The organism is Achromobacter sp. (assembly GCF_036567245.1).
Lineage (GTDB): Bacteria > Pseudomonadota > Gammaproteobacteria > Burkholderiales > Burkholderiaceae_B > Achromobacter.
The window spans coordinates 1-12126 of record NZ_DATCUY010000294.1; the positions used below are offsets into that span (position 1 = coordinate 1).

General features: G+C 67.2%; 10 protein-coding genes and 1 pseudogene. 4 read left to right on the top strand and 7 right to left on the bottom strand.

Annotated elements, in window-relative coordinates; translation table 11 throughout:
- Window positions 1-1525 (top strand): amidohydrolase (locus VIR09_RS13040; RefSeq protein WP_332013246.1); only part of this gene is annotated, 1525 nt, incomplete at its 5' end.
- A 46-nt stretch (window positions 1526-1571) separates the two neighbouring features.
- On the opposite strand, the gene VIR09_RS13045 is transcribed toward VIR09_RS13040, so the two are convergent.
- The 6 genes from VIR09_RS13045 to VIR09_RS13070 form a co-directional block, all read right to left on the bottom strand.
- Window positions 1572-2594 carry a porin gene (locus VIR09_RS13045; RefSeq protein WP_332013247.1) on the bottom strand — a complete coding sequence of 341 codons (1023 nt, stop codon included), beginning with the start codon at window positions 2592-2594 and terminating at the stop codon, window positions 1572-1574.
- Between the two features lie 20 nt (window positions 2595-2614).
- Window positions 2615-3601 carry a tripartite tricarboxylate transporter substrate binding protein gene (locus VIR09_RS13050; protein WP_332013248.1) on the bottom strand — a complete coding sequence of 329 codons (987 nt, stop codon included), beginning with the start codon at window positions 3599-3601 and terminating at the stop codon, window positions 2615-2617.
- Between the two features lie 89 nt (window positions 3602-3690).
- Window positions 3691-4680 (bottom strand): zinc-binding alcohol dehydrogenase family protein, encoded by a 990-nt coding sequence (locus VIR09_RS13055; RefSeq protein WP_332013249.1) that lies wholly within the window; start codon window positions 4678-4680, stop codon window positions 3691-3693.
- A gap of 91 nt (window positions 4681-4771) precedes the next feature.
- Complete coding sequence (locus VIR09_RS13060) at window positions 4772-5686, bottom strand: dioxygenase (RefSeq protein ID WP_332013250.1); 915 nt, start codon at window positions 5684-5686, stop codon at window positions 4772-4774.
- A gap of 47 nt (window positions 5687-5733) precedes the next feature.
- Complete coding sequence (locus tag VIR09_RS13065) at window positions 5734-6762, bottom strand: tripartite tricarboxylate transporter substrate binding protein (RefSeq protein ID WP_332013251.1); 1029 nt, start codon at window positions 6760-6762, stop codon at window positions 5734-5736.
- Between the two features lie 71 nt (window positions 6763-6833).
- Window positions 6834-7364 carry a cupin gene (locus VIR09_RS13070; RefSeq protein ID WP_332013252.1) on the bottom strand — a complete coding sequence of 177 codons (531 nt, stop codon included), beginning with the start codon at window positions 7362-7364 and terminating at the stop codon, window positions 6834-6836.
- A 162-nt stretch (window positions 7365-7526) separates the two neighbouring features.
- Here VIR09_RS13070 and VIR09_RS13075 point away from each other — a divergent pair, with 162 nt between their 5' ends.
- Together VIR09_RS13075 and VIR09_RS13080 are read left to right on the top strand one after the other, a co-directional pair.
- Window positions 7527-8453: a LysR family transcriptional regulator gene (locus tag VIR09_RS13075; RefSeq protein WP_332013253.1), complete on the top strand. Its 927-nt coding sequence runs from the start codon at window positions 7527-7529 to the stop codon at window positions 8451-8453.
- A gap of 188 nt (window positions 8454-8641) precedes the next feature.
- A complete protein-coding gene (locus VIR09_RS13080; RefSeq protein ID WP_332013254.1) occupies window positions 8642-10114 on the top strand; it encodes a hypothetical protein in 1473 nt (490 codons plus the stop codon).
- A 36-nt stretch (window positions 10115-10150) separates the two neighbouring features.
- Here VIR09_RS13080 and VIR09_RS13085 read toward each other — a convergent pair whose 3' ends face one another.
- Entirely contained in the window at window positions 10151-11389 is a 1239-nt protein-coding gene (locus tag VIR09_RS13085; RefSeq protein WP_332013255.1) for an EAL domain-containing response regulator, read from the bottom strand.
- Window positions 11390-11693: 304 nt separating this feature from the next.
- Between VIR09_RS13085 and VIR09_RS13090 the strand changes: the two are divergent.
- Window positions 11694-12126, top strand: a pseudogene (locus tag VIR09_RS13090) (histone deacetylase family protein); the annotation flags it as partial.

The following is a 12126-nucleotide window of genomic DNA, read 5'->3' on the forward strand; positions in this document are numbered from 1 at the left end:
GGTCGGCGGCGACGACACCGTGGCGCAACACGTCGGCCCGGCCACGCGCGAGCTGGACCTGCAAGGCCGCACGGTGATACCCGGCCTCATCGACACGCACATCCACGCCATCCGCGGCGGCCAGACCTACGCGTTCGAAACCTACTGGTACGACGCGCCCAGCCTGGCCGATGCCCTCGCCCGGCTGACGCGCGACGCGGCGCAACGCCCGCGCGACCATTGGGTCGCCGTGGTCGGATCCTGGCATCCGCGGCAGTTCCGCGAGCGCCGGGCGCCCACGCGGGCCGACCTGGACCTTGCGGTTCCCGCGCATCCCGCCTATGTGCAATACCTGTATGACTACGCCCTGCTCAACAGCCGCGGCATCGAAGCCCTGGGTCTGGACAGCGCCGAGCCGCCCGCACTGCACGGCATCACGGTAGAGCGCGACGCCCAGGGCCGCGCCACCGGCAGGCTGCAGGGCGGCATCGGTCCATTCAACGCGCTGTTCGCGCGCCTGAGCCATACCGCCGACCGTCCCGCCGGGCTGCAGGCTTTCCTGCGCGCCATGAATGCGCGCGGGCTGACCGGCTTCATCGATCCCTCAGCCGGCGCCGCGGAAGCTTACGAGCCGCTCTATGCGCTGCGCGACCGCGGCGCGCTCACGGTGCGCGCTGGCTACCGGATCTCGGCCATGCGCGCCGGCGGCGAGGCGCAATGGTTCCGCGACATCATGGCATTCCGCCCGCCGCGCCATGACGATGGCCAGCTCGCATTCCTGGGACTGGGCGAAAACCTGGTGTCCGCCATGAACGACGGCGTGCGCATGGGACCGGGATTCAATCCCCCGCAAGAAGCGCGCCAGGAACTCGCCCGCATCGCCCGCTACGCCGCCGAACGCCGCATTCCCCTGGAGATCCACGCCTACACCGACGATGCCGCCAGCGCCATCCTCGACGTGTTCGAGGAAGTCGGCCGCGACCACGACCTGCGTCCGCTGCGCTGGTCGATCGCGCACCTGAACACCGGCTCGCGGCGCACGCTGGAACGCATGGCGCGGCTGGGGCTGGCCTATACGGTGCAGATGGGTCCGTACTTCGAGGGCGAGGCGATACGCGAGGCAAATCCCAAGGGCGCGGAACGGGACTCCCCGCCTGTACGCACGGCGCTGGACCTGGGCCTGCCCGTCGCCGGCGGCACGGACTCCACGCGCATCGGCGTGGCCGGCGTCTGGCAGGCGGTCGAATACCACGTCCACGGGCGCGCCATCGGCGCCACCGTGCTGCGCGAGCCGGACAGTCTGCTGACGCGGGAAGAAGCGCTTGCTCTCTATACGCGCCAGGCCGCCTGGCTGGCGTTCGACGAAGACGACCGCGGCCAATTGAACGCCGGCAAACTGGCCGACCTGGCGGTGCTGGACCAGCCTTACCTGACGATGCCGGCCGACCAGATCCACGCCATCAACTCCGTGCTCACGCTGCTGGGAGGCAAGGCGGTCCATGATGCCGGCGTGCTGCAAGCCGCGCCCGCAAAAGCGGTCAGATAAAAAAAACACGGCCCCGTCCTGCGAACGGGGCCGCGCAGCGCCATGGTCAGAACGAGTGGCTGATCCCGACCTGGAAGCCCTTCGAGTTGGCGCCCGGCACGCCTTCCGGCGCGACGTCCCCGGTGACGAAGGCCGCATTGCCTTCGTTCCTGATGAACGAGGCGGCCGTGTACAACACCGTGCGCTTGCTGAGCGCGTAGGTATAGCCCAGCGCAAACTGCTGCGCATCGTCGCCTTCGTACTTGCCGCTCTGGGTGGAACGGGAATACGACAGCTTCACATGGCCGCCGCCCACAGGCACCGACGCGCCCGCCAGGGTCACGTGCTGCTTGTCCGAGCCGATCTTCTGCTGCAGGTAGTTGGTAAACAGCTTCACCACGCTGAAGTCATAGCTGGCGCCCAGGGTGGCCGTTTCGTAGTGGTCGCCGCCGCCCATGGAGGTCCTGCCATACGCCGCCGCGACGTTGAGCGGGCCGGACTGGTAGCCCAGCCGACCGCCGGCGTAATCGGCCCCGCGCAGGTCTTCCTCGCGTGCGTAGTTCAGGTGGCCGTACACCCCGCCGAGCTTCTTCGGCAGGAAGTACGCCACCATGTTGCTGGCGCGCGAGAGCGTGGTGGCGCCTTCCATCCCCAAGGGCCAGCCCTTGATGATGTTGCTGCTGCCGCCCACGCCCACGGTACCGAAGGGCGAAAACGACGACACGTTCCAGAATGCCGCCGTGTAGTCCCGCCCCAGCCGCAATTCGCCGTAGTGGTCGTTGCTCAAGCTGATGGTCGAGCGCCGCGTCCAGTTCAAGCCTTGCGGCCCGCCCGAAGCCGGCAGGATCGGCGCCTCCAGCCAGAAGCCGACCGAGTTGCCGTTGCCCAGGCTCTCGGTGCCGCGCATGCCGATGCGGCTGGGTAGCATGTAGCCGCCCTGATCCATGCCGATCTTGGACGTGCTGCCTGCGGTGGCGCTGGTCACGTTCAGATCGATATGGCCGAACAGCGTCAACGACGACGATTGCGCAAGCGCCGGACCGGCAAACGCACAGGCGCCCAGCAAGCCGATTCTTCTAAGTATTGACATATCCCCCCCCTACCCCCGACTCAATTGCCCACGCGTATGCCGGCGCCGCGGATCAGGCTGCCGGTGCTTTCCATTTCCCGGCCGATCAGCTCGGCGAATTGCTTCTGCGGCATCGGCGCGGGCTCGGCGCCCAGGTTCTCGAAGCGCTCACGCGTGGTGTCCGAGCGCAGTGCCTGTTCGGTGCCGGCGTGCAGCTTTGCCAGGACCGCCGGCGGTGTCGCGGCCGGCACGAACATGGCCACCCAGAATTGCTGATCCACGCCGCGATAGCCGGCCTCTGCTGTTGTGGGCACGTCCGGCAGCGCCGGCGAACGGCTATCGGCGCTGATCGCCAAGGCGGTCAGCTTGCCGGCCTTGACCATGGGCAGCGCCAACGGCAGCGGCAGAAAGAACCAGTCCACCCGGCCGGCGATCACGTCGTTGACCGCCTCAGGCGTGCCGCGGTACGGCACGTGGATCGCCTGGATGCCAGTCACCGCCCTGAACTTCTCGCCGGCAATGTGTGCGCCGCTGCCGCTGCCGGACGATCCATAGGTGTACCTGTCCGGTTCAGCGCGGGCGCGCTCCACCAAGTCCTTCAGCGATTTGAAGTTGCGCGCGTTCGACGCGACGATCACGTTCGGCATCGACGCCAGCATGGTCACGGGCGCGAAGTCCTTGAGCGTGTCGTACTTGAGATTGGCGTAGAGCGACTGGTTCGCCACATGCGCGGCGGAATGCACCAGTACGGTGTAGCCATCGGCCGCGGCCCCCGCCACCATGGTGGCGCCCAGCACGCCGCCCGCGCCCGGCCGGTTCTCCACCACCACCGGCTGGCCCAGCTTCTTCTCCAGCTGTTCAGCCACCGTCCTGCCTATCACGTCGGTGGTCGATCCCGCCGTGAACGGCACCACCATCCTGATGGGGCGCGCCGGATAGTCCGGCTGCGCCAGCAGCGTGGAGCTCAGCCCCACGGTGCCGGCCAGCGCGGTCGCGTATTGAAGGAAATGCCTGCGATGCAGTGTCATGGTTTGTCTCCTGATGTTCTTCTGCTGCGCGAAAAAAAACCGATCGCCCAAGACGGACAGGCGATCGGCCAGATAAAACTTGCGCCGGATCAGGGCGCGAGGACGGGCCTGTCCTGCGCGCCCTCCAGGACCTTGATATAGGCCTCGCGGGCCCGCGCCAACGGCACCACGGCGTCCGGGCTCACCGGAAAGGACTGCAGGCTGCCGTCCTCGAATCCAGGCAGCAGCTCGCGGAACACCGCGGCGCAGCGGGTCGAGTCCAGCTTCAGGCTGTCCACGCCGATCAGCTGCAGGTCACGGCGGTAGAAGGCCTGGATGTCGAAAGGCACGTTGCGGTCAGGCGTGGAAATGACGATCTGCCGACCGCCCACCTTGAGCGATTCCAGCGCCGCGGCGAAGTACGGCGAGCCCACCGTGTTGTAGGCAATGTCGGCGCCTGCCTGGCCGCTCAGTTCCATGACGCGCTGGGCAATCCCGTCGCGGCTGCCATCGATGACCGACACGCCCGACACCGCGTGGCCGACATAGCCTTCACCGCCACGCTCCACGCCGATCACCCTGGCGCCGGCGCGGCTGGCCAGCTGGATGGCGGCCTGCCCTACCTTGCCGTTCGAACCGAATACCACCACGGTCTGGCCCACGCCGGACAGGCCAGCGCGGCGCAGGCCTTCGTAGGCGGTGACGAAAGGCACGCCCGCCATGGCCGCGCTGGCCGCGGGTATGTGCGCGGGCCTGCGCACCAGCGCCGCGACCGGCAACAGCAGGTAGCGGGCGTGGGAGCCGTCGCGCGTGATGCCCAGGTCTCCGCCCGTGCCCCAGACCTCCTGCCCGATCCATTCCCCGGGGCCGGCGATCACCTTGCCCGCGTAGTCGCGTCCGGGCGTGCGCGGCCAGATCGCGTAAGGCATCATGCCCATCGCCGCCTTGACGTCGCTGGGATTGATTCCCGCGGCGCTGACCTCGACCACGGCATGGCCTGCCGGCGCCTGCGGCACGGATATGTCGACCAGGGTCGGCTGCAGATCGGCAACGCTGGAAACGCGTTCGATCACGCGCAGGGCTTGGGTTTTCTTGCTCATGTCTGTCTCTGGATTCTGGTTGTTGCGGGCAGAGGCTGCCCGGGGCGCGACGAGCCGCGCCGGGGTTGGCGGCAAAATGGAAAGCGGGAAATCAGGAAAGCGGCGGCTTGGGCAAACGCGTTTCGCCCGGCTCTAGCTTGAGCTCCACATCCAGGCGGTAGGTGCCGTCGCCGGCAGGCTCGAACTTTCTCAGCAGGGAGCCCACCGCGCCAAACGCCGCATCGCTGTAGGCATAGGCATCGTTGGCATCGAAGATCTGCGTGGTCAGCACCTTGTGTCCGGGCGCCGAGGCGATGAAGTGCAGGTGCGCGGGCCGCATGTGGTTGCGCTGCTGCAGCGCCAGCAGGTCGCCGCAGGGACCGTCGATGGGCACGCCGTAGCCGGCGGGCTTGACGCTGTCGAACCAGAAGCGGCCGTCCACGTCGGTCAGGAAGACGGCCCGCAGGTTCATGTCGTCCTGCTCGGGATCCTGGTTTTCGTACAAGCCGCTGGGCGCGGCCTGCCAGGTCTCCAGGCGCGCGCCCGCCAACGGCTGGCCATCCAGCGTGCAGATGCGGCCGGTCACCAACAGCCGCTCGCCAGCCGTATCATCCGAGGCGATACTGGCGCCGTTTTCGAGTACGGGCTGGTTGGCGCGCCAGAACGGTCCGATCAGGGCAGGCTCCGTGCCGCCAGCTTCGAGCACGCCCTCGGCATCCATCAGCAGGACCAGCGTGGCCACGCCCAGGATGTCGGCCAGCAGGATGCCTTCGTGGCGCAGCGGATTGCTGGCCTGCCCGACACGCACGATGAAGTCCAGGCCCTGGTGCAGCTCCTCGTAGCTCAGCTTCACGTCCGCCGCGAACGCGTGCAGGTGGCGGATCAGGGAATCCAGGATTTCGCGGGCGCGCGGATCCTGCGCCTGGTTTACCGCCAGTACGGCTTCCAGCAGCGCCTGCGGCGTGGCGGGAATGGCGCGCGGCTCACCGGCTGCGCGCGTCTGCGCGGAGGAATTGGCATGACTCATATACATTCAACCCTGTAGTCTGACTAATGAAATTTGCGGGCCGCGCTTCAGTCGGCCGATATCCCGGCCTGGGACGCGACGGCTGCCCATTTGGGGACTTCCTGCGCCACCCGCGCCTGCAGCTCCGCGGAGGAACTGGCCACCACGCGGAATCCGAGTCCGTCCAATTGCTTGCGGACCGGCTCCTTGCCCAGCACTTCGGCCACGGCTTTGTTGACGCGTTCCACCGTGGCGGCTGGCGTGCCCGCAGGGGCGAACAGCGCCTGGATCGTTTCGGAACGGAAGTCCGCGAACCCGGCTTGCGCAATCGTCGGCACGCCGGAAAGCGCCGGCCAGCGTTCTTCCCCGCCCACCGCCAAGGCCCTGAGCTTGCCCTCGGCAAGGAAGGCTTGCGCCGCGGGCAGCGCGGAAAAGGCGCAATCGACCTGGCCACCCAGCGCGGCCACCACCGCGGGCGCGGCGCCTGAATACGGCACGTGCAAGGCTTTTATGCCCGCTCGCCGCCACAGCAGCTCGGCCGCCAGATGCACGCTGTTGCCGTTGCCTGGCGTGGCATACGTGAGCGTGCCGGGATTGCGGGCGGCAGCGTCCAGCAGGTCCTTGAGTGTGGCTAACCCGCTCTCCGCGCGCACCACAATGACGTCTGGAGAGCTGACCGCCAGGCTGACCGGCGCAAAGTCGCGCACCGGGTCATAGGCGGGCCGCTCCCGAGCGATGGCCGGGTTGGTGACGAAGGAAGAGGACACCAGCAGCAGCGTGCCGCCATCCGGCTCCGCCTTCGCGACCGAGGCCACCCCGATATTGCCGCCGGCGCCCGGCCGGTTCTCCACCATCACGGTCTGGCCCAGGTAGGCCGGCAGCTGCGCGGCCAGCAGGCGCGCGACGATGTCCGTGGTGCCGCCGGCGGCGAATGGCACCACCAGGCGCACCGGCTTGCGCGAACTCCTGCCGAAGAAGGGAACGAGCTGCTTGGCCTGACCAATCGCGGGGATCGCGCAAAGCGCGCCCGTACAGGTAACAGCCCGCAGCACGCGTCGTCTTGTTATCAGCCGGGACTGGCCGTTGGCATCGCTCATTCCATTATCTCCTCGGTTTTTTTTCTGATCGATGGCGTTACGGGCAGGCCGGTGGACGCCATCCACGGACATCAGCTATCCGCTTTTTCCTTCAGGAAGCCGTCCGTGCCATAGACCAGGCCGGTGTTCTCGGCAGCGCGCACCACGTCCGGATGCCAGGCGATGCGGCCGCATTCCTCGTCGGTGCCGCCGACCACGGAATACACCACCAGGGCATGCGGGTTGGGATTGCGGAATCCGCGCATCACGCCGATGGGGCAGGAAATCACATCCCATTGGTTCAACATCACCGAGTGTTCGCCCTTCTCGCCCCAGATCACTTCCATCTGGCCGTTCAGCGGGCAGAAGACTTCCTCGGTCTTGTGGGCATGCAGGCTGGCGCCCTGCCCCACGGGGATTTCGATGAAGGTCACGCCAAAGCGGTGGTTGCCGGGAATGGCCGGCTCCACGCCTTTGTTCTCCAGCACGCCGCGGTTCATGATCTTGTAGATGTTCTTCTTCATGCCCGGCAGACGGCTTTCGATGAAGGTCTCGCGGTAGGGCTCGACCTTGCCCCAGCGCGCGATGCGGGTGGCTTCCATTTCCTGGGCGTTGATATCCATGTCATTCCTTTTTTAGATGAGCTTAAAACAGAGATTTCGCTGCGCTTTTTTCGCGGCTGATGCAAGTTAAAGCCCTGCCATAGACAGCGTCCACTACCATTTTCTTACCACTCTCATATAATTTTGTTATGACTCGTTCTGGTACTGGGAGCACGAACAGAAATGGATCTGCGGCAACTCCGCTACTTTGTCGTTCTGGCCAATCAGGGGCATTTCGGCCGGGCCGCAAGCGTCCTGCATGTGGCGCAGCCCGCGCTCACCCGCCAGATCCAGCTGCTCGAGGAAGAGCTCGGCGTGCAGCTCTTCGTGCGCCACTCGCGCGGCGCGTCTCCCACCGAAGAAGCCGCCTTCCTGCTGGAGCGCGCCTCCTTTCTGCTGCGTTACGCGGAACAGCTCAAGCAGGACATGTCGGCCCTGCAGCGCCATCCCAGCGGCCCCATCGTCATCGGCATTTCCCCCGGACTCGCCATGACGCTGGCCGTGCCCCTGACCCGCGCGGTGCATGAACAGCTGCCGGAAGTCCGGCTACGCTTCGTTCAAGCCTTCTCTCCCGCCTTGCACGAGATGCTGCTCAAGGGCCAGGTGGACCTGGCCGTGCTCAATGGTCCGGTTCCCGTCGCCAACCTGCTCACCTATCCCTTCCTGACCGAAGGCATGTGCCTCATCGGCCCGCCCGCGCAGCGCAAGACGCGGCCCGCCAGGATCGGAGTTCGAGACCTGGCCGAACTGCCGCTGGTGATGACCGGCCTGGCCAAATCCGGCGTGCGGCTCGAACTCGAGGCCCAGGCGGCGCACGCGGGCGTGCATCTGAATCCGGTGGTGGAAGTGGAAACCATGGAAGTCGCCAAACGCCTCATCAAGGAAAATGTCGGCGTCACCGTGCATTTCGCCGCGACCGTGCTGGAAGACATCGAGGAAGGCCGTCTGTCCGCCCAGCCGATCGAAGGCCTCAGCCTGCGCCGCATGCTGGCCCACCCGTCGGACCGGCCGGCCTCGCGCGCCACCAAGGCGGTGGTCGAGATCCTGCGCCAGGTCGCCCGCGAGCTGGTGACGCAGAAGCGCTGGCCCCACGCCACGCTGGATTTCTGAACCTGCCCCCGCAGGTTGCGGCATTTTGTCATCGTCCTGCGTTCCAGACGCAGGACGCAGCGTACGGTTGCCGCATCTTCCAAAAGACCCTGCAATCGGGCAGGCATGAAGCGCCGCGGATCCGCTCCCGGCATACACTGCTACGCGCTACGCCATGTCCCGGACTCCGCCTTGCAGACGCTCAATCCATGATGTATCTACTGTGGTCCCTACCCGCCCTGGCCGTCATCGGCGCCATCGCCAGCGGGCGCCTGAACACGACGGCCGCAGCAGTCCTCGGCCTGCTTGCCGCGGTACCGATTGCGCTGTACAGCGCGCCCGCGCCCTTTAGCGCCGGCCAGCTCGGGCTGGCGCTGGAGCGCGGCCTCTGGATAGGCTGGATCATCACGCCGTACATCCTGGGCGGGCTGCTGTTCTGGAACATGGCGGCGCAAGGACGCGCGCCGGGCCAGGCGGCTGACGGCGGCCGGGCCGCCTTGGCCCATCCCCTGGCGCGCCGCAGGCTGCTGTTCTTCGCCTGTTTCCTGGTCGGTCCGTTCGCGGAGTCGGCCACCGGCTTTGGCGTGGGCATGCTGGGAACGGTGCTGCTGATCCGGCCGCTGGAGCTGAAGCCGCGCGAGACCATGGTGTTCGCGCTGCTGAGCCAGACCTTGATTCCTTGGGGCGCAATGGGCAGCGGCACGCTGCTGGCCTCGGCCTATGCGCGCGTCCCGGCCACGCAGCTGGCGCTGTACGGCATGGTGCCGGTGGCCTTGCTGACGGTGCTGTGGATGCTGCTGTACTGGCGCACCGCAAGCCGCGCCGGCTTGCGCGCCGAGCCCGGAGAGCATGTGCGCGAGGCCGCCTGGATGATGGCCAGCCTGGCCGCGCTGAGCGCCGCGACGGCGCTGCTGGGACCGGAAACCGCGCTGCTGTCGGCCTATGGTCCGCTCATCGTGCTGCGCTTCCTGCTGGACCGCCGGCCGGACCGGCCACGCATGATGGCCGCGGCGCGCAAGGCCCTGCCCTACATCCTAATGATTGCGTGGCTGGTGGCCACGCGCCTGATGCCGCGGCTGAACAGCGGCCTGGGCGGACTGGCCGCGTTCAATCCGTTTCCGGACCTTCCAGGCTGGATGCCGTTGCTGCATGCCGGTAGTTGGCTGATCATCGGCGCCGTGCTGATGGCGGCCATATGCCGCCAGCGCGGCCTGCTCGCCACCCAGGCGCGCGCGGCCTGGGCCACGGGCCGCCACGCCGTGTATTCCGTATTCCTGTTCGCCATGATGGCCGAGGTCCTGGCCGGCGCGGGCATTTCGCAAGCCTACGCCGACGGCCTGTTCGCAGGCCTGAAGGACTGGACCATCCTGATCACGCCGGTGCTGGCCGGCGTATTCGGCATTCTGGCCAATAGCGGCAACGCGCCCAACAGCCTGTTCATGCCGGCGCAGCTGTCGCTGGCATTGAATGCGGGCCTGAGCGTGCCCGCCGCGGCCGCGCTGCTGCATGTGTCCGGCACGTCCATGGGAATATTTTCGCCGGTGCGGATGTCGATCGCGGCCGGACTGGCCCATGGCCGCGGCGCAGAGCGCGGCGTGTATGCGCAGTTGCTGCCCTATGCGCTGGCGGCCTTCGGCGTGCTGTTGTGCCTGGCGGTACTGGTGGTGCTGGCGGGATCCTGAGCCAGGCCGGCTTCCTGCCTGCCGCAGTCTTACGCCTCAGGCGGAAGTACACATCCTCAGGATTCCGTGTCCGCTCAAGCCCTGGCTGAGCGCATATTGGCGGAACGCGTCCAGCGGCATCGGCCGGCCGTGGAAATAGCCTTGCGTCACCTGCACGCCCAATGCGCGCACCATCTCGTGCTCTTCATGGGTTTCGATGCCCTCGGCCACCACCGTCATGTCCAGCGACCGCGCCATTTCGATGGTGCAGGCCAGGATACTCTGGGCATGACCCTGCCGCCCGGCTCGGGCGATCAGGTCGCGGTCGATCTTCAGTTCGTCAAAGGGCGCGCACAGCAGGCGGTCGAGCGAGGAATCGCCGGTGCCGAAGTCGTCGATCGAACAACTGAAGCCGCGCAGCCGCAATTGCGTGATGGCGCCGACCAGCGCCCCATTGGAGCGCGCGCCGCCGTCCTCGGTGATCTCGATGACAACGCAACCTGGCTCCACGCCCGCTCGCTCGGCGCGGTCGGCCACGCCCTGAGCCCACCTGATGGAGCTGGCGACAACTGCCGGCACATTGATGCCGATGACCCAATCCGGGCGACTGCCGAGTTCGCGCTGCGCCTCGAAAGCGCGCGCTAGCATATAGCCTGTCAAGGGTTCGAGCAGGCCGGCGGCCTCGAAGGCCGGCAGGAACGCTGCCGGCGGCACCATCGCGCCCTCGTCCCCTGCCCAGCGGGCCAGCGTTTCGGCGCCGCGCAGCTCGCCGGTCATCGCGCAATGCTGTGGCTGGAAAAAAGCCGTGATTTCCCGCTGCGCCAAGGCGCGCAACAGGCGTTCCCGATTCAGGCCAGCCAGAACCGCGCCGCGGCTCTCGGCCGCGATGCGCAGCGAGGCTGCTCCGTCGGCCAGTGCCGACCGCTCCAGCAATTCGATCAAGGAGATCAGGCGGGCTGTTTCCAGAGGTTTGCCGAGAGCGGCGATGATGGGCACGCCGCGGTTCCTGGCGTAGCTTGCCGCAGCCTGCAGAATGCGGGAAGGATGGCTACTGGCGATTGCGATGCCGCAGCAACCGCCGGCATCGGCCAGCGCATCGATCATCTGCAGCCCGGTTCGGTCGGTCATGTCGAGATCGACGATGACCAGGTCCCACTGCCGCTGCCGGATCGCCGCCACCGCCGAAGCGCCGTCATGCGCCATTGCCATTTCGGACACGCCGATCTTGCCCAGCATCCGCGCCAACGCGCAACGTTGGAGTTCGTCTTGATCGACAATCAGGGCGGATTTGAGCATAGTGTTCCCGATGAACGGAGGGCCCGCGGCTGTGCCGTGGCACGCAGAAGGCTGGCGGCAGAGGCGGCGAGTTGCCGGCCAATTCATTGTTCCACCGGCCGCCATGAACCGAAATCAGTCCAGTCCTATTTTGCTGATTGCAGCGCGAAGCATTGCATCGCGGCGATGCCGGCCATTCCGTTGCGGCCCACGACATGCTGCTTTCGTTCCTGTCGCGGGCGCCGTATAACGTCGTCTTGGCCACCCGTCCGGAACAGCAAGCCCGGCCGGCGCGGCGTCAACCCCCAACCAGGTGTCATCCAGCATGAAGGCATACTTCCACGACGACCAGAAACTGCACCACCCGCAGACCTATTTCTCGCGCGGCAAGATGCGCACTCCGCAGGAAGTGCCCTCGCGCTTGGACGCGCTGGCGCAGGCCGCGCGCAATCTGGGCTTCGCGGTGCAGCCCCCGCCCGACCGGGGAGCCGGCGCGATTTCGGCGGTCCACACGCTGGACTACCTGCGTTTCCTGCAAGGCGCGCACACTGCCTGGAAACAGCTGCCCGACGATTGGGGCGACGAGGTCGTCTCCAACGTCTTCGTGCGCGAGCCCAACGCCCTGCGCGGCGTGCTGGCGCAAGCCGCGCGCTACCTGGCCGACGGCAGTTGTCCGGTCGGCCAGCACACCTGGCATTCGGCCTACTGGTCGGCGCAATGCGCCATCGCGGGCGCCGACGCGCTGCTGGCGGGCGAGC

Coding starts and splice junctions, on each gene's coding strand:
- VIR09_RS13045 (WP_332013247.1), bottom strand. CDS start 2,594: ATGTCAATACTTAGAAGAATCGGCTTGCTGGGCGCCTGTGCGTTTGCC.
- VIR09_RS13050 (WP_332013248.1), bottom strand. CDS start 3,601: ATGACACTGCATCGCAGGCATTTCCTTCAATACGCGACCGCGCTGGCC.
- VIR09_RS13055 (WP_332013249.1), bottom strand. CDS start 4,680: ATGAGCAAGAAAACCCAAGCCCTGCGCGTGATCGAACGCGTTTCCAGC.
- VIR09_RS13060 (WP_332013250.1), bottom strand. CDS start 5,686: ATGAGTCATGCCAATTCCTCCGCGCAGACGCGCGCAGCCGGTGAGCCG.
- VIR09_RS13065 (WP_332013251.1), bottom strand. CDS start 6,762: ATGAGCGATGCCAACGGCCAGTCCCGGCTGATAACAAGACGACGCGTG.
- VIR09_RS13070 (WP_332013252.1), bottom strand. CDS start 7,364: ATGGATATCAACGCCCAGGAAATGGAAGCCACCCGCATCGCGCGCTGG.
- VIR09_RS13075 (WP_332013253.1), top strand. CDS start 7,527: ATGGATCTGCGGCAACTCCGCTACTTTGTCGTTCTGGCCAATCAGGGG.
- VIR09_RS13080 (WP_332013254.1), top strand. CDS start 8,642: ATGATGTATCTACTGTGGTCCCTACCCGCCCTGGCCGTCATCGGCGCC.
- VIR09_RS13085 (WP_332013255.1), bottom strand. CDS start 11,389: ATGCTCAAATCCGCCCTGATTGTCGATCAAGACGAACTCCAACGTTGC.